The following is a 25,671-nucleotide window of genomic DNA, read 5'->3' on the forward strand; positions in this document are numbered from 1 at the left end:
GGGTGTTTTAAGTAATACGCATTTTTTAGTGCCACAATAATCAGCTAAGTTTACCGTAGTAATAACAGATGAAAAATTATAGTGTCTATATTGTAATATGTTTTCTTTTAGGATGGAGCGCACTTCATTCTCAAAGGCCAAACGATGCCCTAAGATTTACTTTAGAGGGTAGGGTAGAAGTTAGAAATACTGGAAAACCAATATCTGGTGTTTCCATTTCTAATGATATGGGAGACTTTGTGATTACTAATGCCTTAGGGGAGTTTGAGATTAGAACTAGAATTGGTGATCAGCTAGTTATAGAACATGATGATATAGAAACCCTACGGTATGATGTACAGAAGAATGATGATGTTTTAATTTTAGTTGAAGATTTTGAATCTTCGCCAATTAGTAGTCGATCAAAATCATTGCCAGATATAGCTGTCAAACATCAGCAATTATTAGATTCGGCCGAAGAGTATAAAGCTCAGGATATTGAAAGAAGTATTGACTTGGTAGCACAATCAATTTCAATTTTAGGTAAACGAGGGCGAAAGAAAGAGCTGGCAAGGTCACTTTCTAAACTCGGTGAAATCTATCAATATCATAAACAATTAGATCTGGCTATTGATAATTACGAAGATGCTTTAGAAAACAATAAAACGATTTCTACTTCTTTGTTACTAGCTAAGGCATATAACTTAACGAATAGATTTGACGAAAGCTTAGGGTTATTGAATCCGTTATTAGAAATTAAATCTATGCCACCGCACCAAAGTGTAGTACTTTATGAATTGTTAGGTGATGCTAAAAAAGGAAATGGTAGAACACAAGAAGCTTTAGACTTGTATAATAGAGGGTTGTTGATTGCTGATAAGAATCAGATTACATCAAAAATGATTGACCTAAATTCTAAAATAGGCGATACCTATTCTTTAGAAAATCAGAATATGGAGGCTGAGGCTTATTATGATAGTTCGTTAGAGCTTGCAACTCAATCTGCACCTAAAAGAGCTTTGCAAGAAAAAGAAAAGGTTGCAGATTTCTACAATACAAAAAATAGGTTCAACGAAGAGATTACTATGCGAAAAAGCAGTCTTCAAGAATTAAAAAAGCTTAATTCGCCCAACACAGGTGTTAAGAAATTAGAATTAGGCGACACTATTACATCACAACGTATTAATTACAAAATCGCTAATGCATATATTTCTCAAGACAGGTATAATGAGGCCATACCTTTTTTAGAGAAAAGTATTGTTGAAGCAGATTCAGATGATGATTTATTGGTTCAGAAAGATGCTACTAGAAAATTGTCTGAAGTGTATAAGGTGAAAGGTGATTTTACCAAGGCTTTAGATACTTATCAGACGTATGTGGCTTTAGTAGATTCGTTATATGTACGTAAAGAACAAGAGATTTCTAGAGCTACTCGTTTTAATCGCGAAATTGCAAATGCAGAAAATCGACTTACTGGTTTAGAGCAAGAAAGAGAACTTTCGCAAAGTAAATATGATCTTGCGCTTACAGAGCAGGAATTGGTGAAAGAAAGTAATAAGCGGCAGCAATTAGTAATTTATTCCCTCATATTCGGACTCCTATTAACCCTATTGGCGGCTTTTTTCTTTTATCGAAGCAATCAACAACAAAAACTGGCAAATAACTTATTGGCATTGAAATCGTTGCGTTCGCAGATGAATCCGCATTTTATTTTTAATGCGTTGAATTCGGTAAATAATTTTATTTCAAAAAGCGATGAACGAAGTGCTAATAGATATTTAAGCGATTTCTCAAAGTTGATGCGCTCTGTATTAGAAAATTCTGAGGAAGATTTTATTCCGTTGGAAAAAGAATTGCAGCAGTTAGAGCTTTATATAAAACTAGAGCATTCTAGATTTGAAGATAAATTTGATTACCAGATAGCTGTTGATGAGAATGTACAGGTTAACAAGTTTCAAATTCCACCAATGCTATTGCAACCTTATATTGAAAATGCTATTTGGCACGGATTGCGATATAGGGAAGAAAAGGGAGAATTGTTGGTGACTGTTAAAGAGAATAGTGCAGATTCTATTATAATCTGTATTACTGATAATGGTATCGGTCGAAAGAAATCTGCAGAAATTAAAACACAAAATCAGCGAAAACAAAAATCGAAAGGAATGGGCATCATTAAAAAACGTGTTGCTATTTTAAACGATATGTACACTGATAAGGTTGATATCAAAATTTCAGATTTACAGTCAGATGGTTCAGGAACTAAAGTCCTATTCATTTTAAAAAGAGAAAAATGAGCTTAAACGCAATTTTAGTAGAAGATGAGGCAAATAGTAGAGAAATTCTTAGAAATTATATAGCTAAATATTGCCCAAGTGTAAACTTGTTAGGTGAGGCTTCATCAATTAAAGAAGCCTTGGTCTTAATTGAGGCTAACGACTTAGATCTGGTATTTTTAGATGTAGAGATGCCTTTTGGTAATGCTTTTGATTTATTGGATCAATTACCAGACAGAACTTTTGAAACCGTTTTTGTTACTGCCTATGATCATTATGCAAAAGATGCTTTAAACAATCACGCTGCATATTATTTGACAAAACCTATCAATATAGATGAGTTGGTAAATGCAGTGGAATATGTAGATGGTGTTCGTGAAAAAGAGGCAAGTTTAGAGGGTGAGGTTTTAAGCACAAAATCGAACGGAGTAGAAGGGAAGTTGACATTGCCGCAGCAAGACGGATTTCAAGTATTAAATATTGCCGAAATATTGTATTGCAAGGCAGATGATAATTATACCGAAATCTACTTATTAAATAAGAAGATTTTGGTCAGTAAAACATTGAAGTATTTTGAAGATGCATTAACCGACTATCCGTTTGCTCGAGTACATAAATCTTTTTTGGTAAATGTAAATGAGGTCGTAAAGTATAGAAAAGGTAAAGGAGGTAGCGTGGTAATGTCCAACGGAAAAGAAGTGATGGTTTCCGCATCAAAAAAGAAAGATTTTCTATCCTATTTTAATTAAAAGAATTACAATGATAAAAACTGTTAGAGGTAAAGAACCCGTTATAGGTGAAGATTGTTTTATTGCAGAAAATGCAACTATAGTAGGTGAAGTGAGTATGGGAAAGCAATGTAGTGTGTGGTTTAATGCCGTATTACGTGGCGATGTTCATTTCATTAAAATGGGCGATAAGGTTAATGTGCAAGATGGTGCCGTAGTTCATTGTACCTATTTAAAATCTCCTACCACAATTGGTAATAATGTTTCTATTGGGCATAATGCTCTTGTACATGGGTGTACCATACATGATAATGTGTTAATTGGTATGGGTAGTATTATTATGGATGATTGTGTTGTAGAAAGTAATAGTATTATTGCAGCCGGAGCAGTGCTAACAAAAGGGACGCATGTGCCATCAGGAAGTATTTTTGCGGGTATGCCCGCAAAGAAAATAAAAGATATTAGTCCCGAATTGAGTTCTGGGGAAATCAATAGAATTGCAGAAGCTTATACCATGTATTCGGGTTGGTTTAAGGAATAAAGGTTGACTCAAAAAACCAATAGCTTGTTTCGATCTATCTAAATTATGTACTTTTGAACCACCAAAACTAAAAGTTATGAACGCGTATGTTTTTCCTGGGCAAGGTGCTCAATTTGTCGGAATGGGTTTAGATCTATATGAAAAATACCCTATTGCAAAAGAGTTGTTTCTTAAGGCAAACGATATACTAGGCTTTGAGATTACAGAGGTAATGTTCAGAGGTACTGCCGAAGGTTTGAAAGAAACCAAGGTTACCCAACCTGCTATTTTCCTACATTCTGTTATTCTAAGTAAAGTAATGGGAGATTCGTTTAAGCCAGATATGGTTGCAGGTCATTCTTTAGGAGAGTTTTCTGCATTGGTGGCGAATAACACCTTAAGTTTTGAAGACGGATTAAAATTAGTTTCAAAACGAGCTTTGGCAATGCAAAAAGCCTGTGAACTTAAACCTTCTACAATGGCAGCAGTGTTAGGTTTGGAAGACGCCGTTGTGGAAAAAGTTTGTTCAGAAATTTCAGGCATTGTAGTTGCAGCAAATTATAACTGTCCCGGTCAATTAGTAATTTCCGGTGAAATATCTGCAGTAGAAGAAGCTTGTGAAAAATTGAAAGAAGCAGGTGCAAAACGAGCATTAATGTTACCTGTGGGTGGAGCTTTCCACTCGCCGTTAATGGAGCCTGCCAGAGAAGAATTGGCTGCGGCCATAGCTAATACTATATTTTCTACGCCTAGTTGCCCTATATACCAAAATGTGCCTACCACTGCGGTAAATAGTGCAGATGAAATTAAAAAGAACTTAATGCTGCAATTGACTGCGCCAGTAAAATGGACGCAAAGTGTTCAGCAAATGGTAAAAGATGGTGCTACGGTTTTTACTGAAATAGGTCCTGGTAAGGTATTGCAAGGGTTAGTAAGAAAAATTGAGCCATCGGTTACCACTCAGTCTCCAGAGTTAACAGACTAAACTATTGTTTCCTTAATATTACCATTTAACCTATAAATCCTTTTTTCAACTGTTTGTGAGGGGTTTACCTTGATTTTTTTGTAATATTGAGACCCTCATTTTTGGTTACGGATTTAGAACATCCTCCAGCCTTATTGTTGGGAATGATAAAGAATGCTATGAAAATTATAACAAAAATTGAATTGAGTTTGAAATATATATTCAGTAGACATCGGATTCTGATATTCTTTATGTTTTTTTCAATATTAGGGTTTTCACAGACGGCCACATTATCTGTTTCAGATGCTGACGCTTCTGAAAGTAACGGCGTTCCGAATCCGGGTCAATTTCAGGTGACACTAAGTAGTTTATTTGGCGTACCAGATATGGAACGTACCATTAATGTTATTGTGGAAACAGCAACAACAACTGCATTGGCAAATGTTGATAGAGAACCGATTTCTGGTACTTTGATAATTCCATCTGGAGAAACAACAGGTTTTATAGATTTAGATATTATAGATGATTCTTTAGTTGAAGGGGATGAGATTTTGTTTTTAAGCATCGAGCCTGGAGATAACTATACACAAAGTCCTTTTTTATCAGGTAGAACACAATCTATAACTGTTGTAGATAATGATTTTGCTCTTTTAGATATAGGTAATGTTCAAAGTACAGAAGGTAATAATTTAGTATTCAATATAAGGTCAGATAAACCAGTTGAATATGAACATGAAGTAACAGTTAATTTTTCAGGAGGCACTGCAACGAAAGGATCTTCTGGTTTTGTTGACCCTGATGATTATAATGGTGATCAGCGAACGGTTACATTTTTACCTGGAGAAGTTACCAAACAAATGGCAGTAGTAACGGGTAATGATACAACTGTTGAGGACGACGAAACCTTTATTGTAACTCTAACGAGTGATACCAATGCCAGTGTAACTGCGGGTGATACAGGAATTGGTACAATATTAAATGATGATTTTGCACAAGTTACCGTTGTAGCAAATAGACCAAATACTAATGAAAATGGCACAGGTAATAATGGGCGTTTTAGAATAGACTTAAGTGAGGAAAACGATACTGGAGGAGATATAATAGTAGGCTATACTTTTTCTGGTAGTGCTACAGAAGGGGATGATTTTACTATTAGTGGAAATGCTATTATTCCTGATGGTTCAGACTTTACCAATATCAATATTATTCCTGTGAACGATGCTGATGTTGAAGGTGATGAAACTGTAGTTATTACTCTAAATAGTGTGAACAGCGTTCAATATGAAATAGGTAGTCCTAATACAGATACAGTAACAATTGTAGACGATGATGTTGTTTTTATAGCCTCCATAGCTTCAACAGATGCTACCGCAAACGAAAGTCCACTTGGTAATGGTGTATTTACTATTGATTTGGGAGCGACAAATAACACGGGTTCACCAATAGTCGTAAATTATACAAGAACTGGTACCGCAACATCGGGAGCTGATTTTACAGCATTAACTGGCTCAGTTTCTATTCCAAATGGTCAGAGAACTGGTCTTGTAACGATAACTCCTGTTAACGATTCTGATATAGAAAGTAATGAAACGGTAATACTCACTCTTGCTGCAGGTACTGGTTACACTGTTGGCACTCCAATTAGTGCAACAGTAGTTATTGTTAGTGAAGATGCCAATGTTGCCCAAATTACAGCATCTGATGGTACGGCCGCGGAAAGTAATGGAGCGGTTTCTCCTGGGGAATTTACGGTTAGTTTAAGTGCTCCAAATAATACAACAGGTCCAATTATAGTAAACTATGAAGTTAGTGGAACTGCGGGAAATGGTGTTGATTATACAGCTATAAATGCTAACGCTGTTAGTATTCCTGTTGGCGTACAACAAGTTGAAATTGATATTCTGCCAATTAATGATGCAATTCAAGAGGGTGCTGAAACAGTTATACTCACATTAGCTACAGGAACAGGTTATATTTTAGGTTCTGGACCTACACGTACTGCAACCGTTCAAATTAATGATAATGACCAGGCAACATTAACAATTTCTAGCGAATCATTGAATGAAGATGATGCGGTTGGTCAAATGATATTTGATGTAGTTCTTGATTTGGCAGTTGTGGGTGGTACAACAGTTACCTATTCTTTTCTCAATGATACTGCAATAAATGGTACTGATTATACCGGTACGAATGGTTCATTGACTTTTAATGGTACAGCTAACGAAACAAGGACTATTACTGTGCCTATTATCAATGATGCTGTTTTAGAAAATACCGAAACTTTTACTGTTCAATTGGGTTTACCAACCAATAATGTACAAAGGGCTGGTGGTGGTACGGCAACTGGAACAATTCAAGATGATGATAATTGTGTTGCTGCACCGACCTTAGATACAACAGTTTCAAATATTTATTGTGTAGAAACAGCCGGAGATGATTTTTCTGCAAACCTATTCGATTTTACAAGTAGTACGGCTCCTGCGGGAACTGTTTTAACATGGAGTAGGGTTTCTAATCCTTTAAATACAAATTCTCACTTAACAGTTGCCGAAGCTCAAGATGTAAGTCTTCCCGCTTCATATTATGGTTTTTTCTATGATGCAGCCAATAATTGCGCAAGTGGTACCATAGAAGTGCAAATAGTTAGAAATGTACTGCCGCAATTGGTTGCTATCAATGATAATGAACGCTGTGGTCCCGGTACGTTGCTTTTAAGTGTTGTGCCAACTGATGGTGCTTCTATTAATTGGTATGATTCTTTAGACGCGGTAACACCTATAGCAATGGGTGAAACATATACCACTCCTTCTTTAAACGCTACAGCTACGTATTATGTAGAAGCCACCGAAAATGAATGTACTACAGAAAGACAACCTGTTGTGGCAAGAATAGGCTTTCAAGCCTCTACTGGTACCGCAACGAACGGTTCTATCTGTAATGTAGCCGCGAACGGACTTACAACCATTGATTTAGATTCGAGACTTTCTGGTGCAGATCCCGGAGTTTGGATTTTTGTTTCAGGTCCGCAAAACGATGTGTCTATTAGCTCTACAAATGTTGTGGAATTCGAAGATTTTACTTCTGGTGCTTATATTTTTAGGTTTACGACAACAAATTCTACGGCACCATGCGAAAACCCTACGGTAGAAGTAACTATAAACGTAAGTGATTGTGAAACCGATGATGATAATGATGGTCTTCTAGGTGGTCAAGAGGTGGCTTTGGGTACAGATTCTAATAACCCCGATACAGATGGTGATGGTATTGATGACGGTGTTGAGGTTGGTGATGATATCGCTAACCCTTTAGATGAGGATGGTGACGGAATTATAGATGCGCTTGATTCTAATACTGCAGATGCCGATAATGACGGAGTAAATGATCAGCAAGATTCTGCTAATAATAATCCATGTATACCTAATAGATTTAATGGTAATTGTGATACCGATGGTGACGGAATTTCAGATTTAGACGAGCAAACAAATGGTTCTGACCCTGATGATCCTTGTGATCCTGTGGCTGCACCTAATTGCGATGACCCTATAGATTTAGAGGTGTTGAAATCCGTAGATAATATTGATGCATTAATTGGTGATACTATTATATTTAAAATATTAGTTACCAATTTATCCGATAGAACAGCAAGAGCAATTGTTGTTGGCGATCTTTTAGAATTAGGTTTTGATTTTGTTTCTGCAGACGCTCCTGAGGGTACTGATTATGATGAGGTATCCGGTAACTGGACTGTTGCAGAACTTGCAGCAGGTATTTCTTTGGAACTATCTATTACAGTAGTGGTGGCAGAGCAAGGTCCTTATACGAATACTGCCGTATTACTAGAATCAATTCCTTCGGATAGTAACCCTGAGAATGATGAAGCTACTGTAGAATTAAGTACAGAAGCTCCAGAAGGTGTCGATCTTAAAATTGAGAAAGAAGCTCGCCCAGATAAGGCATTGGTAGGTGATGAAGTAGAATTTATTATCCGTGTTACCAATATTTCTGATTCTGATTCGGTTACAGATATTGTTGTCAATGATTTGATATCAATTGAAAACGGATTTGAATTTGTTTCTGCGGAGTCAGATTTTGGTGGTACTTATGATGAAGCTTCTGGTAATTGGAATATCCCCTCTCTAAATAGGGAAGAAACGGCTACGCTGAGAATTAGAGCTAGAGTTCCTGCAATGGGTACATATACGAATACTGCAAATATTGTAAGGTCTACACCAAGAGATGGTAATACTGAAAACAATGAAGCGACTGTAGAGGTTGAAGTGATTCAGAAAAGTCCGGCTGATCCAGGATTCCTTTTTAATCAATTCTCGCCAAACGGTAATAATCAGAATGAAGTTCTTCGTATTAATAGAACCATGACTAATCCAGATACAGGTGCACAGATAGAAGTTAATTTACAATACAAAATAAAAATTTACGATCGTTACGGAAATCTTGTTTTTGAAACCGAAAAGGTAAATGATGGTGATGTTTGGGATGGTACTTATGAAGGAAAAGAATCGCCAAAAGGAACTTATTTTTATATCATGAACTATAGTGTTAATAATCAACCTACAGTATTGGATAAAGGTTGGATACAGCTTATTAGATAAAATAAATTATGGATTATAACTTTAATAAATCGAGTTATACTATTGCTTTGCTACTATTTTCTCTGTTAGGCTTTAACGCATTTGCACAGAAAGAACCGCAGTACACGCAGTACATGTACAATATTGGTAGTTTTAACCCGGCTTATGTTGGTACGGTAGAGAACCCAGAGTTTTCTGGGTTGTACAGAGCCCAATGGATAGATATTCCCGGTGCTCCTAGAACATTTCGTTTTGGTGCCAATCTACCTTTTCAAAATGAAAAAGTGGGTTTAGGTATTAATATCGTAAATGATGAATTAGGTCCTGCTACACAGACTTACGCTGATATTTCTTATTCGTATCAAATAATGGTCACCGACGAAACGAAATTGTCTTTTGGTATTGATGCCGGTGGTTCTTTCTTAAATGTTGATTTTTCTAAAGGTACTTTTGAGAATCCTGGCGAAAATCTTAGTGATGAAATGCTTTCTAAATTTTACCCAACTGTTGGTGCTGGTGCATTCCTTTACTCAGAAGATTGGTATTTAGGTGCTTCGGTTCCTAATTTTCTGACAGAAGGTATTTATAATGATGAGATAGCCTCTGTAGTAGAAGATAAGATTCAATTTAACTTTATTGGGGGCTATGTATTTGAACTTTCAGATAATTTAAAATTTAAACCAGCATTTTTAGTGAACACGATTTCTGGTTCGCCGGTAAATGTGAACTTATCTAGTAATTTTTTAATTTCTGATGTGGTTACAGCAGGGGTTTCTTATCGTTTAGATAATGCTTTTAGCGGTTTGGCAGGTTTTCAGATTTCTAATACATTGTTTGCAGGGTATTCGTATGATTACAATACAAACCTTCTCGGCGAATTCAATAACGGATCACATGAGATTATACTTAAGTTTTACTTAGGTAGAAAAGGACCTTCAAAATCTAAAGGTAGTAGTGATAAGAATGCAAAAGGTAAACCTAAACAAGTAGATTCGCCCAGATTCTTTTAAAGTGAACGAAAATGAGATTTAAATTAATCATAGTATTACTAGCTTTTGTGCCATTCTTAGGTGCGGCCCAAGACAAAAAATCAAAAGCCGATAACCTTTTCTATGGCTATCAATACGAAAAGGCGATAGAAGCGTATAAAAGTGAAATGCAAAAAGATTCGTTAACTAATCATCAGTTATTGAATCTTGCAGATTCTTATTTTAGTACGGGTAGCTATGATAGGGCATCTGAGCTTTATTTAGAGGTGAATAAGAACGATACCATAATGTCTGTTAACAGATTCAATAAAATGTTGCAGAGCCTTTCTAAAAACTCCGAGAGAGATAGGGTGAAAATGTTCTTGAAGTCAAAAGCGGATAAATTATCTCCTGAACTTTTAGAAAATGCGGAGTTTAATTATAGTTTACTGGAAATTCCTTCTATTACGGATAACAGTGTTATACGTGATTTGGGTGTTAATAGCGCGCAAGGCGATTTCTCGCCGGCATTTTATAAGAACGGAATATTGTTTAGTAGTAGTAGAGGTCGAAATACTAAAAATATATACGAACCTACTGGCGAATCTTATTTAGATATATACTTTGCAAGATTAAGTTCTGATAATAATTTAGTTGATGTAGAGACTTTTAAAGAAATTCATGCAACCGACTTTCATAAATCTACACCATATTATTCTGAAAAACTTGAAACGTTTTTTTATATTCTATCTAACGAAGAAGATGGTGAGTTAAGGTATAATAAGAATGGTAAAAATGCATTGGCAATAGGTACGCTTACTAAAAATGACAGGTTTAGATTTATATTAAAAGATTTAAGTACATCTTTTTACTATCCTTATTTCGATGATAAAACTGAACGATTATATTTTGCAGCTAATTTCGACGATAGCTATGGTGGTACCGATTTGTATTATGTATACACGAATAACGGACAGATAATGTCTGCACCTATTAATTTAGGACCTAGAATAAATTCACCAGGGAACGAGATTGCTCCATACGTTTTTGATGGTAGTTTATATTTTTCTTCGGATATTTTTTATGGTCTTGGAGGGATGGATATTTACAAATCTAATATGTTGTCTAATGATACTTTCACCATACCGGTAAATCTTGGTGATGTCATAAATTCGACAGCAGATGACTTCGGATTCATAATTAAGAATGCTGAGAATAAAGGTTTGTCTGGCTATTTTGCTTCAAACAGAAAAGGGGGCAAAGGCGGCGATGATCTTTATGGTTTCGAACTAAAAAATGCACCGGGCTTAAAGACATTTGCTGTAGGGGGTAAAGTAGTTAATTTGAAAACAAAGGCTGGTTTAAAAGGAGCACAAGTTAGGTTGTTGAATCAGCAAGGTGATGTTGTAAAAGAAGTCAGGTCTGGAGATGATGGTAGCTTTAGAATTGAAATACCATGGATGTCTCAAGTAACCATACAGGCTATGAGCGATGGGTATTCTATATTTTCAACGGCATACTCAGAAAAAGGTATGGAAGAAATTCAAAACTCTGCTTTTAATATGGGATTGGCACGAATGGAGGATTTAATTACCATACGTGAAGATAAGAATGTATTAAAACTAGAAAAGTTTTATTTCGACAAAGGTAAAGCTGTTATGAACGCCCAAGTGGAGACTGAATTGAAAAAGGTGGTAGATGCTGTAGTTCGTTTTCCTCAAATGAGAATCAGAATTCAATCGCATACCGATAGTAGAGGTAGTAATTCTAGCAATAAAAAGTTATCACAAGAAAGAGCTGACGTTATTAAAAACTACCTTTTAACGAACGGGTTAACTTCAAATAACATTATTGAAGCAATTGGTTATGGTGAAGAAAACATTGTAAACAATTGCGTAAATGGTGCTTATTGTCTAGATTTTCTTCATAAACAAAACGAACGTACTTTATTTGTTGTAGAGTAATTATCGCCTATTTCAATAGTTTTAAAAAATAATGATATAGAAATAATAGAGGGCGAAACCAGACAAGAATAAAATTCCTGCATAGGTCAGTAGTTTTAATTTCTTGCCTGGTCGAAATTTTGGGTCTAGGTCATCGCTGGTTACATTTTTTAAATTCATATAGCCTACAATCGGCGCGACTACGAAAGAGACGAATGTAGCCAAAGCAACCAAATTTCCCATATTTGCACTAAACGCTGCTATAACTACAAAATTAATTAGAGTCAAAACGAATACGCCTACTGCGTATGCTGTTTTTGTGCTATACCATATAGTTTTTGGTTTTAACAGTGAAATGATATCTAAACTTACTCTTGCTAAAGCATCATGTGCGGTCATACAGGTACTGAACATTGTGGCAAATGCAGAAATGGCTATAAACAGATATGCCCATGAGCCAATATGTTGTGTAAATAACTGAACTACTTGATCAGCGAAACTTACCGCATTGTTACTGAGTTGTATGTTTGTTCCGTATAACGTATACCATCCTATAATCATAAAAAAGACTGCTAATATGGCTGTAATGGTATAGCCAATATTAAACTCTTGTAAAGATTCTTTTAAGCTGGGCTTATCTTGAGTTTTCCATTTTTCAATACTCCATAAGCTGATCCAGCTAGATGCTTCTACGCTGGTGGGCATCCATCCAATTAATCCAATTAAAAACAGAATTCCAACTTCGTTAAAAATGGGTAAGGGTTTAAAGTCTGGCGTATGGCTCACTGGTCCTTTTACTAATACTAAAATTGTAGTCACTAATAATGCAAGAAATAATATGGTAACAACGAATTTTAAACTAATTTCCAAAAACTTGTATTTTCCGAAAATGAGTAATGCACTTATAATTAAAAATAAACTTAGTGCTACCATTGCGATAGAACTATGCCCGATGCCAAATAAATTAATGAATAGACCGGCTGTAACGGTGTATAGAGCTGCGAGTATAGTGAAAGTTGTGACAAAACTAATTATAGCATAAAACCATAAATAGCCCTTACCACGGTTTAAATAACCCTCTATTAAGGTCTTATTTGTAACATTAGTATACCGCACTCCAAATTCGAAGAACGGGTACTTTAGAACGTTCGCTAAAATTATAGGAATAACCATTAACCATCCATATTGGGCTCCTGCTTTTGTAGATAAAACAAGATGAGATGTGCCAATGGCCATACTCGCAAACAAAAGACCTGGACCTAAGTTTTTTAGTATTGTTTTCATGCAGCGTTTTGGTTCGGTTGATTGTCTAAAATGTACTCTATTTAAATACAGCGCTGAAATACGCCTATTTTATTTCAATAGATGCGCCATAAAATTTTGGTTGAGTATTCAATACCATATCTATGAATACTTTTACACGTGCTAAATACTCTCTTGTCTGAACTTTTAGGCCTTGACTTGTAGAAACGTCTTCAGCATTAAAGCCTATGGCTTTTAACCCTTTTTGTTCTGCAATATAGATAGCCCGTTCATTATGGAATTTTTGAGAAATTACCGTTACGTTATCTAGTCCGAAAATAAACTTTGCCCTGAACATACTATCTAAAGTTCTGAACCCTGCATAATCTAAGAAAACAACTTCTTCTGGTATGCCGGCTTTGATAAGATCTTTTTTAAAGGTATTTGGCTCATTATAATAAATACTACCATTATCGCCGCTAACTAAAATAAATTTTATCTTTCCGGCATTATAAAGTTCCTTGGTGGCGTTTATTCGATAGGTGTAATATGGATTAGGAGAACCATTGGTTAATCTATTAGAAGTACCTAAAACGAGACCGACTCTATTAGCAGGTACTAATGCTACGTCTGAATACGTTTTGTCTTCTGCAGTACCTGAAATAATACTATTACAGGCAAATATGATTAGAATTAACGCTATTATTAATAAACCCGATATTTTTAGTATTTTTTTCAGCATGCATTTGTAATGATAACTAAAGTTAATGAATAACTGAAGACTTTAATTTGAAAAGTATATAAAATAAAAAAACCCCTGAAATCAATTGATTTCAGGGGTTTGTGGTACTCGAGGCGGGAGTACCATTATTTTTAAACGTCCTTAAATCTTTTTAAATCCCTAGGTATTGTTATATATATTATAGTTAAATTTAGTTTCAATTAAATTTAACCGATTAAAATATCATTTGGTTGCCCCTTTTGTAGCCCTATTTTATCAATTTTAATCAAGTACATTACTAATGCAAGTTACATTTCATTTAAGGAAAGACAAAATAGGAAAAGGAGGTTTGGCGCCTATACGTATGGTGGTGGCATCAAATGGTTTTAAAATTTTTAAAGCTGTAAAGAATGTTAAATCATCTGTTAGCTCTTGGGATAAAAAAAAAGAGCGTTTAAGAAGTCCGAAGGCAAATGAGGCTTATAATAATCATATTGAGTATAATAAGATTATAGATGACTTAGAGTCTAAGCTAAAAACATTGAATAGATATATTCTTTTAAATGAAATTGTTCCAGACAAAGCATATATTTTAGATAAGCTTAATTCTGATTCGAAGATGGAATTGACCCATTCGTTCATTCCCTCTTTTAATGAATTTATAGAATTGGGTAAACTTACAAAAGCAGAAAGAACGGTTAAGTCATATACTACAGCCAAAAATTTCTTTGAAAATTTTGAAAAATCTACTGGATATTCTCTAAGATTTGAAAGTATCACCAATGAATTTTTTGAAAAATTTCAAGAGTATTGTTTTACTGTTAAAAACACAAAAAATAATTATTTCGCTAGATTGGTCACAACTCTAAAAACATTTATGAAATGGTCTTTGGAGAGAGATTATCACAGTAATATCTCATTTTTAAAATTTAAAGCTCCTGAAGAAGAAATAGAGGTTATTTATTTAACATACGAGGAATTAATGTCTCTATATAATTTTGAATTTGACAATGAATCTTTCAGTAGAATTCGTGATATGTACTGCTTTGCTTGTTTTACTGGGCTAAGGTTTTCTGATATAAGAAACTTAAAGGCTTCTAATGTATATGAAAATGAGATTAAAATAAATATTCAAAAAACTAAGACCGTAGATCACACAATACCTTTAAATAGTTTTGCTAAAGCTATTTTGGCTAAATATAAAGACACACTTTATGAACCGTTACCTGTAATTAGTTCACAGGGATTCAATAAAAAAATTAAAAAGGTATGTGAGAAAGTGAAGATTAATACACCAACTACGACTACTAGGTTTGTAGGTAGTAGAAAGGTTGAGCATACCCTTCCTAAATGGAAGTTAATTACGAGCCACACCGCTAGAAAAACATTTGTAACCAATAGTTTGATTCTAGGGATGAAAATACCGGTCCTTAAGTCTATTACAGGGCATAAAAAAGAACAAAGCTTTAGAAGATATGTGAATATTTCTGAAAGTTTAAAGCGAAGTGAAATGGATAGTACCTGGGATAAGAAGTAACTAATAATATTTAACAAAAATGGATTCCAATTCAAAAATTAAATTAATTAAAAATGAGTTACCTAAAATGGGGTTGGTAGACCGATTTTTCTATTTAGTTAATGAGTTATATCTTGAATATTTCAGAAAGTTGGATATCGTGAATCCTATTATGGAGTGGGAATCTTTTGAATTAGATGATAAATGGGAGGAAATTGAATTAGATACAATAACTATTCGCGAGCTGGCTATATGGTATGGATTTTTACAGGATTATGGTGATGAAGAAATTAAATCATTTATACTATCAGAGATTAAATTGTTAATACCTATTTTTAAACAGAGGTTTGCTTTTGAAATATCTTATTTATATACTAAAAACCATTCTAAAGATTATTATTTATCAGGTAATCCTGAGTTTTTAGTTTTATCTCCATTTTTCTATGATCAATCTAGTCTTGAGTCTGCTTATATTCATGAGCTTGCAATAAGCGAAGTAGAGGATAGAAAATACTTAATTAAAAAATATGAGGCTGCAATCGCTGAAATTAAGTATAGATTGAAATCTGATTATGTTTGGGATGCAAGTTTAGAGGACAACAGAGCTACGATTGTAGATGAGATAGTTTTTCCGGAGCGAAGTGTTATCAATTTGAACCATCTCACTTCATTTTTAAAGGAACTTGCTGAAACACCACTAAATAAAATTTCCTATACTTTCAACGAAAATAAAGAAGAAGAGAAACTAGTTTTAATTGGTTTGCATCCAGAGGTTTTGGTGAAATTATTTAGCCAAATTCTTAAAAGAGATAAAACAATCTTAATTCGAAATTTTGTTGCACATAGTTTTAATTTCAATTTTAAGAAATACTCATTTCAAAAAGATATAACTAAAGAAGTTTTAGCTTTAAAAAGTAAAGAGGATACCATCGTAATTTGTAAAACAATTCTACTTCTTACTTCGCTTAACTATATTCAACCCGAAGGTGCATCATTTATAAAACGAGTTTTAATAAAGGCTCTTAAAAAACAAAAGAAAAATACTAGAGTTTGGCTTAGTGATGATTTAAGAAAATATATTTCTGAATGGATGTCGATGTCTCCTAATGATTTAGCAAAGGCAATTGGTTATTCTTCAAAAGAAGAGTTTTTAAATTCATTACTTTAAAATTGAAATAATCTTAATTGTGAGTAATTATTTGTGTCATTAAATGGATTATTTCCATATTTTTGGAAAATGTCCGAAATTGTTTTTCGAAATTATGATATCACAGCAATTAAAAAATTGCTGAAAGAAATTGGGAAAGAACGTTATGAAGCGGCTTTACTTAATCGTTCAATTACTCAAAAACCATTGGTAATGAAAGGTTTTTTCGTAGAGTTTGAGGTTAATACTAAGGATGTGAATTTATACTATAGATATCCTTCAAGAATAACCTTGTTCATAATGCCAGTTTTAGGGTATTGGGCGGTTCCAACTTTTGGATGGGAATTATATCGTAAGAAGTTATAGGATTCTTCTTAACTGATTATTTTAGAAACCACTTAATCAAAAATTATGATAATAAGCCATGAGGAGTTTCAAAAAGCTAGGAGAATTAGCAGAGCTATTCAAGAATATCTAGAGCAAACTGGCTCACATGGTGTTAGAAGCACTGATGTATATCCACTTCTTGCAAGAAAAGGGTTAATTCAAAAAGATAGACATAATGGTGTTCATTTTAGAAACTATTTAAAGCGTCTTCACAAAAGTGGAATGTTAAATCTAATACCTCAATGTAAAGCAAATAAAAACAAGTCGAAATCATATGAGTGGCGATTTTACAGTGTGCCTGACAGTAAGATAATATCTAATGTGGAGTCGGTAAATGTTGACAATCCTATTGTTCCAGATATAACAGAGGCTGAAATAGATGATTTAATTTTAAAGACAAAATCTCATATTGATAAATTACCTAAAATTGATACCTCTATTTTACCGCCGCAAATATTAGAGTTAAGGAAAAATTACCCTAGAGCTTACGAGAAGTGGACAGAAAGAGAATATGATATTATGAATAGGGCATTTGTAAAGTTTAAGAATATTTATAAAGTTGCTGAGTTGTTGAGAAGGCAACCTAGTGTTGTTAGAAAAAAATTAAAATGAGATAACGATAAAAACCTGCTACGATATCAGGTATTTTGTAAATTCAGGTTGTTAAATAAATAATTAAAACATTGCTATGGAAGAAAAATTTAATGGTAACCGCAATAAATTTTCTAGAGAAAATCTTAAACTTTTTGACGATATAGCACGTTTGGATATCAATTATTGTGAGTGTTATGCAGTTGAAGATGTCCATCCCGATTTTGCACTTTGCAGTAAATGCGAATTGGTAGTTCCTGGAACTGATGAGTCAGAAATTAAATTCTTGGTTAGTATTACAGGAAACTATAATCTTTTAAAGCCGAAAGATTAGGTAATAAATTATTTATATAATAATGCTAGGGTCATGTACATATAATTTGCTCTCTACGAATTCTAGCAATCCGAAAGTGATTCATAAATCACTACATAGGATAAGGTAGGTTTTTTTGATTAAGAAAGAATGCTAGTTTTTTCAATCTTATTGCTCTATTTAATTTTCCAAGATACCCGTAAAACCTCTATTGGATAAACATATTACTTTCGATTCTATGTAGCTATTAGTTATCTTGCCAAACCAATATTTAATTATTAAATATTTATAATCATTTTATAAATTTCCAATTCTATTTGAAAACATCTATTTGTATGTTGTTCTATGTAATGTAGACAATAAATGATTTTATTTTAATTATTTATTTCTCGAAAGAAATCTCAAAATTTACCTTTTTACTTTTCCTGTACACACATAAATAAAATCTGCAAATTTACCTTAAAACTGATTTAAGTTCATTTCCAAAAACTATTAATAAAATTGTTTCATATTTTTCTCCCATCTTGTTTCTTAGAATACGAAAAGCTTTAGTTATTTGATTTTCAACCGTTTTATTTGAAAGGTTTAGGTATTTTGAAATCTCAACATTGGTTAGACCTTCTTTTTTACTCATCAGAAAAATTTGTTTGCATTTTGGTGGTAACTCGTGAATGGCCTCAAAAAGTATAGAAAGTATCTTCTCTTCTTGTATCTCGTCTTTTTCATCGATAGCAAGCTCTAATGCTGTCATGTATTTCTTTTCTAAGGCTGTAACAGCTTTTCCTTTTCTATACTCATCAATAAACTTGTTGTAAACTGACCTGTAAAGATAGTTTTCCAAGGAAAGCTCATATTTAAGTTTGTTACGTTTTTCCCAAATCTGTACAAATACGTTTTGAACAATATCTTCGGCTATCAAATCATCTTTGATCAAGCTATTAGCATAATTGCACAATTTATTATGATACCTTTCTACTAGATGAACATATGCCTTTTCATTGCCAATTTTTAAATCTTCAATCAATGAATTTTGATTATAAAAATACTCTTTCATGTTATCAAAACGGTTATGGTGCTGGATACAATATTTAGCAAATATGAAAAAAAAATGTGAAAAAAGTAGGGGTTTCTTATTTTGGGTTCGTTTAAATGTGAATTGTATAATGAATGAAGCCCAAAAGAATACATAAACTAATTGTGAAATTTGTAACAGATTCGATTTCCAAAATCGAACTGGACAAATTGGAAAGTGAACTCAATCACCCGTCGACCAATCGACTTCTTAATGAATATGTGAAATTAAACTACAGAATTGACAGTAAAATGAAAATTTACGATACGGAAAAGTCAAAGCGGTTATTACTGGCTAAAATGAGAAATGATAATAAAGGTCCTAGAAAGCTGAAAATAAACAGATATTTAAAATATGCCGCTCTTATAGTTTTATCTATGACTTTAGGATATTTAGTTAAAGAATTTTCTTTTTCGGAAAAGATAGAGCCCCAGTTTTCACCAAATGAAAATTTTATCACTTTAGAACGTGAAGATGGAAATATTCAGGTTATTTCAGAAGAAGGAACGACACAGGTTTTTGATAAAAAGGGAAATGTTGTTGGTTCTCAAGTAGGTAACCAACTGGTGTATAAACATAGTAATGATTCCGAAGAAAGTTTACCCGTTTACAACACGCTAAATGTTCCATATGGTAAACAATTTGAACTTAAATTGGAGGATGGTTCCGTAGCATATTTAAATTCGGGATCATCTTTAAAATATCCTGTTAATTTTCAAAAGGGAATGGAGCGTAAAATCTTTTTATCAGGTGAAGCTTTTTTAGATGTAGCAAAGGATAAGAATAGAGCATTTATAGTTCACGCATCAGGTTTGAATGTAAAAGTATATGGTACGCGTTTTAATATTTCAGCTTATCCTGAGGATAAGATTAAGGAAGTGGTCTTAGTTGAAGGTTCGGTTGGTATGTACGCAACAACGAATGAACTTCAATCCGGAAAAGAAACATTGTTGACTCCTGGAACAAAAGGTAAATATGATAATTTAATTGGGGATATTTCAAAAGAAACAGTTGTAACGAGTATATATACATCTTGGGTACAAGGTGTATTGGTATTTAGAAATATGAGTTTTGAAGATATTCTTAAAAAGTTGGAGCGACATTATGATATTGAGATTGTTAATCAAAATTCACTATTGTCTTCTGAAACTTTTAATGCCAGTTTTGAAGATATGCCTATTGAGAAAATATTGGATTATTTCAAAAGTCAATACGATATAGACTATGTAATTGAGAACGACATTGTAATTGTAAAATAAATTAAAAATAAAATGTATATGAAGAATTGATTTAAATAAAATTTCACCTTTTACTTATTCTTCACCAGTGTGAAAAAAATCGGAAAATGTGTCACCATTTCCCGATTCGTAAAAGTGATTAACCAAATTGTATAACCACAATCAAACATTATAAAAGTATGAAAAAATATCTTGATCAAACAAGAAGGGGGCTCCCATCTCTTAAACTCAATTTGAAAATGAAAATCAGTATATTGTTTATGTTTATGGTATTATTTACCATGCAGGCAAAAACATCGTATTCTCAAGGTACCAAAATCTCATTGGAACTGAATAACGTATCAGTAGAAAGAATAATAGATGAAATTGAAAGTCAAACCCAATTTCATTTCGTGTATCAAATCAAAGATGTTGATTTAAAGAGAAAAATTAGTGTAAATGCTCAGAGAGAAGCTGTATCAAAGATTTTAACAAGGATGTTTGCTCATACAAGAACTACTCACAAAGTAGTAGATAAACAGATTTTTCTTAAAGAAAGGAGTATCTCTAAGATTGAAAAAAATGAAATTGATGTTAAGCAAGAGTTTGTTATAACTGGTGTTGTAACCGATATGGCGGGGCAACCATTGCCAGGTGCAAATATTGTAGAGAAAGGTACTACTAATGGTGTTACCACAGATTTTGATGGTAATTTTTCAATTGAAGTTGCCAAAGATGCAATTATTGTGGTAAGCTATATCGGATTTGCCTCCAAAGAAGTTCCGGTAAATGGTCAAACATCTATTAATGTATCATTAGAGGAAAGTGCTGCGGCACTAGACGAAATTGTGGTAGTTGGCTATGGCACTCAAAAGAAGATTAACCTTACTGGGTCAGTAAGTTCCATAGACACCGATGATCTTACAACACGACCTGTCACTAACATAAGTTCGGGTTTATCTGGGTTGGCGGCAGGAGTGAGTGTCGTGCAAAATAGTGGAGGTACTGCCGGTGGCGACGGAGCTACAATTCGTATTCGTGGTGTTGGTACAATGAATAACTCAAATCCTTTAGTTGTTGTTGATGGTGTACCTTCTGAAGGAACGGATATAATGAATGATATTGATCCAAACGATATTGAAAATATATCGATTTTAAAAGATGCTGCTTCTGCTTCAATTTATGGGTCTAGAGGCGCCAATGGTGTTGTTCTTATCACTACAAAGCGTGGTAAGTCGGGTAAATCTCGACTAACTTACAATACTTACTATGGTATTCAAAGTATTCCAAAATTGATTGAATATGTTAGCGATTTTGCCGATTATATGGAAATAGCTAATAGAATCAGACCAAATCAACAAAATTTTTCACAATCTGATATTCAGGAATGGAGAGATAATCCGAACGATCCTTTATATCATCCAAACGTTAACTGGAATGAAGAACTTTTTGGAGGTTCCGCTCCAATTATGAACCATTCATTGGGTTATAGTGGTGGAAATGAAAAGACAACTTATCGGATGTCAATGAGTTACCTTGATCAAGATGGTATTACTAGAGGAAATAACATTCAGCGCTACGGTGTTAGAACCAACCTTTCATCTGAAGTCCTTAATGGGGTTAAACTTGGTGGAAATGTATTTTTCAGATGGACAAATCTTTCTCCGAACGCTCTAACCTTATCAACAACATCAACTGAGTGGTCACCATCAATTACAAATTTAAGGCACCCTGATGGTAGATGGGGAGGAGCTCAAAGTGGGTCGGTCCAGAGCATAAGTGCTCCTTATGCGGAAATTGCCAACCGTATAAGAGAGCAAAATAACCGAAGAATTATGGGTAATGTTTTTACAGAATGGGAAATTTTTGATGACTTTAAGGCTACAGCAAAAGTGGCATTGGATTTTAATCAAGGTATATCAAGTGAATTTAATAAGAGGTATGATATATGGAATTTTAGAACAGAACAGATAATTGGTCAAATAGAGCAAAATTCCGGAAGAAGTGCTACTATTGCTCAATATCAAAATTACCAGGTCAATGCTAACCTATTGCTGGAATATAACAAGAATATTGGTGATCATAATATAAAAATTTTAGGAGGTTACGAAACACTTCAGTATAGAGCGGATGGCATAAATGTTACTAGACAACAATTTCCAAATAACGAGGTACAAGGTGTAAATGCTGGATTGGAACTTATTGGCGGTGGTGGAACAATAGCAGAATGGTCAATGCAATCATATTTTGGTAGGGTAAACTACAATTTTAAAGACAAGTATTTATTTGAAGCAAACATAAGGGCTGATGGCTCATCGCGTTTTAAAGATGGCAACCGTTATGGATATTTCCCCTCTTTCTCCGCAGGATGGAACATAAGCGAAGAGGATTTTATGAAAGATGTTAAAGGTCTAGATTATTTAAAGATAAGAGCCTCATGGGGGAAATTGGGTAACAATCGTATTGGGAATTATCCATACCAATCAACTTATGCTTTAAATCAAAACTATTCTTTCAATGGTGAGGTGTACTCGGGTATTGCACAGACCGCATTGACTAACGAAGATATTAAATGGGAAGAAACAACAACTACAGATTTTGGTGTGGATGCGAGATTTTTTAATGGTAAATTAAGTGTAAATGCAGATTATTTTGTTCGTAAAACAGATGGCATATTGACTGCACTACCGATTCCTCAGTTTCTAGGTGGAAAAACAGAGCCTGTCGTGAATCTGGCATCAATGGAAAATAAAGGTGTTGAGTTGTCGGTAGGACACCGTGGTCAAATCGGGGAGGTAAGCTACAACGTATCTGCTAATGTTACTAAACTGCACAATGAGGTTACCGACTACTTTTCTGATATAGTTACGGGAGGAACGCAAATAGGATACGCTTTCAATTCATTTTTCGGATATGAAGTTGTAGATATCTTTAGAACAGAAGAACAGCTCGCAAATGCGGCAGAGCATAGACCATTTACAAAATTGGGTGATCTTGAATTTAAGGATCAACTAACCGTAGATACCAATGGTGATGGTGTTCCAGATGAAGGAAATGGTGTAATTGGAACAGAGGATCGTGTTATTATCGGTAATAGAATTCCTAAATATAGTTTTGGTGGTAATATTGGTTTTAATTATAAAGGACTAGATTTTAGCATGCTTTTTCAAGGTGTGGCCAAGCGAGATAGGAATACCTGGGATTATATGATTACACCAATGAACTGGGTAGACAAAGGGGTAATTCCTCAACGTTGGGTTGATAATGAGTGGACACCAGGTAATCCTGATGCTATTCTGCCACGAATGGCAAATGAATCCCAGAGCTTTATTATCGAGGAATCGGACTTTTGGGTGAAGGATGTTTCATACCTGAGAGTTAAAAATGTACAATTAGGATATGACTTAACCCATTCTGCTTTACTTACAGATACCTTGTCCAAGTTGAGGGTTTATGTAAGTGCTGATAACTTGTTCACATTTACGAACGAAGAATGGGGCTTTGACCCTGAAACAGATGATGTAAGATCTGTTCCTAACGTTCGTACGATTACACTTGGTTTAAATGTTGCATTTTAATTTAATAGTCAAGATTTTGAAAAAAATAAAAACAATAATTATGAAAAATATAAAATATTTACTGACACTTCTGATGCTTTCGGTAATTGGATTCTCATGTGAAGATGACTTTTTGGATAAATATCCGGAAGACCAACTTTCATCAGCCACATTTTGGAAAGATGAAAATGATGCCAAGGCAAGCTTAGTCTCTGTTTATGATGCATTGCAGCCACCTACTGACCAGAATCCTTATCGAGGTTGTGCTTCATGGGCCTCTCTGGGAGTATTGGCAGATATAACACCTATTGGTTTTGAACGTCAATCACATAGACTTAGACCCGTAGGTGACGGTGTACACTCAGGTTCGAACATCTATCTATCTACTGCATGGACTTTAGGATATAGAGGTGTAGTTAGAGCAAACGATTTTCTTACACATATAGATGACATCGAATTTTCCGGTTCAAATTCAGATCAGGTTAAAAATGCTATGAAAGGCGAAGCTATGTTTCTTCGAGCTATGAATTATTATTGGTTGGTAGAATTGTTTGGTGACGTTCCTTTATTCACTCACGTGCCGACAGTTGATGATGCTGCTACTCCAAGATCGCCCAAGTCTGAGGTTTTAAACTTGATTAAAGAAGATTTGGCATTTGCCGTTGCTAATTTGCCTCGACGTGCCAATGCTGAAACAGGAAGGGCGACAAAAGGAGCTGCAATGGCTTTACAGGTAAAAACTGCTTTATATGAAACTGATTGGGATACAGCGGCAATCGTTTCGGAAGCTATTATGGAGCTAGGTGATTACAACCTTGTATCTGACTATGGGGATGTCATTAGTTTAGAAAATGAAAATAATGAAGAGGTGATCTTCAGTGTGCAACATGTTTTTTTGAACGATGCAGAACCGGGCAGTTATGTTGAAAAGTTATATGCCAACGCATCGTCTGCGAGTAGTGGATGGTCATTTATTCAACCAACCCTTTGGTTTGTTGATCAGTTTGAAAGAATTATTCAAAACCCTCAGGAGGGAATTGACTATGTTAACGAAGGAGGATTAAACAGTAGTGGTGAACCTAAAATTTCTAACGAAATTTATGAATATTTTGAAGGAAGAGATCCAAGAATGGACTATACTATTTTGCGTCCGGGGTCACATTTTATTGATTTAAATGATAACGATATAGTTTATCCACATGAGTTAAATGGGCCAAACCACTCTTTTACTGGTTTGCACATGAGAAAATATGTAGTTCCTGGTTCAGGGAAATCAGTAGACTGGGATAGTCCATTAGATTATATCATTTTTAGGTATGCAGATATTTTACTTTGTCATGCAGAAGCAGTTGCTATGCGTGATGGTGTTGCTAATGTTTCTCAAGAGGTCTTGGACAAAACTATTAATAAAGTAAGAGGCAGAGCTTCTGAACTATTGCCCAAATACACAGCAGGAAATATTACAATGAATGATATTTATCGTGAGCGTATTTGTGAACTTGGTTTTGAAGGATGGACTTACTTTGATATGAAACGAAGTGGTATGATTGAGATTAATAATGGTTACCAAGTTCAGGGATTAAAAGTTATAGCAAATGAAACCGTTGAATTTAATCCCGATGGAATTGGCAATGTAAGAATATTTAATCCTTCGGTTCATTATGTATGGCCTATACCTTCAGATGAAATTCAGAAGAGTAGTAATGCCTTGGTTCAAAATCCAGGTTACCCGCAATAGATATATTTCAATAGTTGTGTTAGTTTAAACCGGGGCAGATTTTTTCTGTCCTGGTTTATAACAACTTCTTCGTATTAAAAAGGGTACGTCAATTCAATTGAGAATTTAATACAAAATTTATTTAGCCTATTCACTTATACTCGCAACTCTATTACTAGAACTGTAGGGTCAGAGAATCTTTGCATATAAGAAAGGTAAATAAGTGG

Annotated in this window: 18 protein-coding genes; 15 read left to right on the forward strand and 3 right to left on the reverse strand. The window is 34.3% G+C overall.

From position 1 onward, the window contains the following. The first annotated feature begins 68 nt into the window (after positions 1–68). The 7 genes from CLV90_RS04710 to CLV90_RS04740 all read left to right on the forward strand — a co-directional run bounded on the left by CLV90_RS04710 (position 69) and on the right by CLV90_RS04740 (position 11,985). On the forward strand, positions 69–2,273 hold the full coding sequence (locus CLV90_RS04710; protein WP_133686342.1) for a histidine kinase: 2,205 nt from the start codon (positions 69–71) through the stop codon (positions 2,271–2,273). Then, entirely contained in the window at positions 2,270–3,001 is a 732-nt protein-coding gene (locus CLV90_RS04715; RefSeq protein WP_133686343.1) for a LytR/AlgR family response regulator transcription factor, read from the forward strand. Before CLV90_RS04710 ends, CLV90_RS04715 begins: the two co-directional genes overlap by 4 nt. Before the next feature lie 10 nt (positions 3,002–3,011). Then, a complete protein-coding gene (locus CLV90_RS04720) occupies positions 3,012–3,521 on the forward strand; it encodes a gamma carbonic anhydrase family protein (protein WP_133686344.1) in 510 nt (169 codons plus the stop codon). Between the two features lie 76 nt (positions 3,522–3,597). Next, on the forward strand, positions 3,598–4,485 hold the full coding sequence (gene fabD, locus CLV90_RS04725; protein WP_133686345.1) for an ACP S-malonyltransferase: 888 nt from the start codon (positions 3,598–3,600) through the stop codon (positions 4,483–4,485). Positions 4,486–4,715: 230 nt separating this feature from the next. Next, a complete protein-coding gene (locus CLV90_RS04730) occupies positions 4,716–9,074 on the forward strand; it encodes a Calx-beta domain-containing protein (RefSeq protein ID WP_166638534.1) in 4,359 nt (1,452 codons plus the stop codon). A gap of 8 nt (positions 9,075–9,082) precedes the next feature. Beyond that, entirely contained in the window at positions 9,083–10,063 is a 981-nt protein-coding gene (locus CLV90_RS04735) for a PorP/SprF family type IX secretion system membrane protein (protein ID WP_133686347.1), read from the forward strand. 11 nt (positions 10,064–10,074) lie between these two features. Next, positions 10,075–11,985, forward strand: coding sequence for an OmpA family protein (locus tag CLV90_RS04740; protein WP_133686348.1), 1,911 nt, complete (start codon positions 10,075–10,077; stop codon positions 11,983–11,985). 21 nt (positions 11,986–12,006) lie between these two features. Here the strand turns inward: CLV90_RS04740 and CLV90_RS04745 are convergent, their stop codons facing one another. Beyond that, positions 12,007–13,248 (reverse strand): NRAMP family divalent metal transporter, encoded by a 1,242-nt coding sequence (locus CLV90_RS04745; RefSeq protein WP_133686349.1) that lies wholly within the window; start codon positions 13,246–13,248, stop codon positions 12,007–12,009. A gap of 64 nt (positions 13,249–13,312) precedes the next feature. Beyond that, entirely contained in the window at positions 13,313–13,948 is a 636-nt protein-coding gene (locus tag CLV90_RS04750) for a SanA/YdcF family protein (RefSeq protein ID WP_133686350.1), read from the reverse strand. 280 nt (positions 13,949–14,228) lie between these two features. On the opposite strand from CLV90_RS04750, the gene CLV90_RS04755 reads away from it, so the two are divergent. From CLV90_RS04755 to CLV90_RS04775, 5 genes are all read left to right on the forward strand, one after another. Next, positions 14,229–15,464, forward strand: a complete 1,236-nt coding sequence (locus CLV90_RS04755) for a site-specific integrase (RefSeq protein WP_133686351.1) — start codon at positions 14,229–14,231, stop codon at positions 15,462–15,464. 19 nt (positions 15,465–15,483) lie between these two features. After that, positions 15,484–16,611: a hypothetical protein gene (locus CLV90_RS04760; protein WP_133686352.1), complete on the forward strand. Its 1,128-nt coding sequence runs from the start codon at positions 15,484–15,486 to the stop codon at positions 16,609–16,611. Positions 16,612–16,680: 69 nt separating this feature from the next. Next, the gene (locus CLV90_RS04765) at positions 16,681–16,956 is read left to right on the forward strand and encodes a hypothetical protein (RefSeq protein WP_133686353.1); all 276 of its coding nucleotides are present in this window, start codon (positions 16,681–16,683) and stop codon (positions 16,954–16,956) included. A gap of 45 nt (positions 16,957–17,001) precedes the next feature. Beyond that, positions 17,002–17,589, forward strand: a complete 588-nt coding sequence (locus tag CLV90_RS04770; RefSeq protein WP_133686354.1) for a hypothetical protein — start codon at positions 17,002–17,004, stop codon at positions 17,587–17,589. A 76-nt stretch (positions 17,590–17,665) separates the two neighbouring features. After that, positions 17,666–17,902 carry a hypothetical protein gene (locus CLV90_RS04775; protein ID WP_133686355.1) on the forward strand — a complete coding sequence of 79 codons (237 nt, stop codon included), beginning with the start codon at positions 17,666–17,668 and terminating at the stop codon, positions 17,900–17,902. Between the two features lie 433 nt (positions 17,903–18,335). On the opposite strand, the gene CLV90_RS04780 is transcribed toward CLV90_RS04775, so the two are convergent. After that, entirely contained in the window at positions 18,336–18,935 is a 600-nt protein-coding gene (locus CLV90_RS04780) for an RNA polymerase sigma factor (RefSeq protein WP_133686356.1), read from the reverse strand. Between the two features lie 188 nt (positions 18,936–19,123). Here CLV90_RS04780 and CLV90_RS04785 point away from each other — a divergent pair, with 188 nt between their 5' ends. The 3 genes from CLV90_RS04785 to CLV90_RS04795 all read left to right on the forward strand — a co-directional run bounded on the left by CLV90_RS04785 (position 19,124) and on the right by CLV90_RS04795 (position 25,465). Then, entirely contained in the window at positions 19,124–20,212 is a 1,089-nt protein-coding gene (locus CLV90_RS04785; RefSeq protein WP_208295094.1) for a FecR family protein, read from the forward strand. Between the two features lie 218 nt (positions 20,213–20,430). Continuing rightward, positions 20,431–23,748, forward strand: coding sequence for a SusC/RagA family TonB-linked outer membrane protein (locus tag CLV90_RS04790; RefSeq protein WP_166638536.1), 3,318 nt, complete (start codon positions 20,431–20,433; stop codon positions 23,746–23,748). A 40-nt stretch (positions 23,749–23,788) separates the two neighbouring features. Continuing rightward, a complete protein-coding gene (locus tag CLV90_RS04795; protein ID WP_166638537.1) occupies positions 23,789–25,465 on the forward strand; it encodes a RagB/SusD family nutrient uptake outer membrane protein in 1,677 nt (558 codons plus the stop codon). Positions 25,466–25,671: the final 206 nt, after the last annotated feature.

Source organism: Maribacter spongiicola (assembly GCF_004364165.1).
GTDB classification, from domain to species: domain Bacteria; phylum Bacteroidota; class Bacteroidia; order Flavobacteriales; family Flavobacteriaceae; genus Maribacter; species Maribacter spongiicola.

Excerpts from the sequence above, each read along its gene's own strand:
- CLV90_RS04710 (WP_133686342.1), top strand. The coding sequence starts at position 69 with ATGAAAAATTATAGTGTCTATATTGTAATATGTTTTCTTTTAGGATGG.
- CLV90_RS04715 (WP_133686343.1), top strand. The coding sequence starts at position 2,270 with ATGAGCTTAAACGCAATTTTAGTAGAAGATGAGGCAAATAGTAGAGAA.
- CLV90_RS04720 (WP_133686344.1), top strand. The coding sequence starts at position 3,012 with ATGATAAAAACTGTTAGAGGTAAAGAACCCGTTATAGGTGAAGATTGT.
- fabD (WP_133686345.1), top strand. The coding sequence starts at position 3,598 with ATGAACGCGTATGTTTTTCCTGGGCAAGGTGCTCAATTTGTCGGAATG.
- CLV90_RS04730 (WP_166638534.1), top strand. The coding sequence starts at position 4,716 with ATGTTTTTTTCAATATTAGGGTTTTCACAGACGGCCACATTATCTGTT.
- CLV90_RS04735 (WP_133686347.1), top strand. The coding sequence starts at position 9,083 with ATGGATTATAACTTTAATAAATCGAGTTATACTATTGCTTTGCTACTA.
- CLV90_RS04740 (WP_133686348.1), top strand. The coding sequence starts at position 10,075 with ATGAGATTTAAATTAATCATAGTATTACTAGCTTTTGTGCCATTCTTA.
- CLV90_RS04745 (WP_133686349.1), bottom strand. The coding sequence starts at position 13,248 with ATGAAAACAATACTAAAAAACTTAGGTCCAGGTCTTTTGTTTGCGAGT.
- CLV90_RS04750 (WP_133686350.1), bottom strand. The coding sequence starts at position 13,948 with ATGCTGAAAAAAATACTAAAAATATCGGGTTTATTAATAATAGCGTTA.
- CLV90_RS04755 (WP_133686351.1), top strand. The coding sequence starts at position 14,229 with ATGCAAGTTACATTTCATTTAAGGAAAGACAAAATAGGAAAAGGAGGT.
- CLV90_RS04760 (WP_133686352.1), top strand. The coding sequence starts at position 15,484 with ATGGATTCCAATTCAAAAATTAAATTAATTAAAAATGAGTTACCTAAA.
- CLV90_RS04765 (WP_133686353.1), top strand. The coding sequence starts at position 16,681 with ATGTCCGAAATTGTTTTTCGAAATTATGATATCACAGCAATTAAAAAA.
- CLV90_RS04770 (WP_133686354.1), top strand. The coding sequence starts at position 17,002 with ATGATAATAAGCCATGAGGAGTTTCAAAAAGCTAGGAGAATTAGCAGA.
- CLV90_RS04775 (WP_133686355.1), top strand. The coding sequence starts at position 17,666 with ATGGAAGAAAAATTTAATGGTAACCGCAATAAATTTTCTAGAGAAAAT.
- CLV90_RS04780 (WP_133686356.1), bottom strand. The coding sequence starts at position 18,935 with ATGAAAGAGTATTTTTATAATCAAAATTCATTGATTGAAGATTTAAAA.
- CLV90_RS04790 (WP_166638536.1), top strand. The coding sequence starts at position 20,431 with ATGAAAATCAGTATATTGTTTATGTTTATGGTATTATTTACCATGCAG.
- CLV90_RS04795 (WP_166638537.1), top strand. The coding sequence starts at position 23,789 with ATGAAAAATATAAAATATTTACTGACACTTCTGATGCTTTCGGTAATT.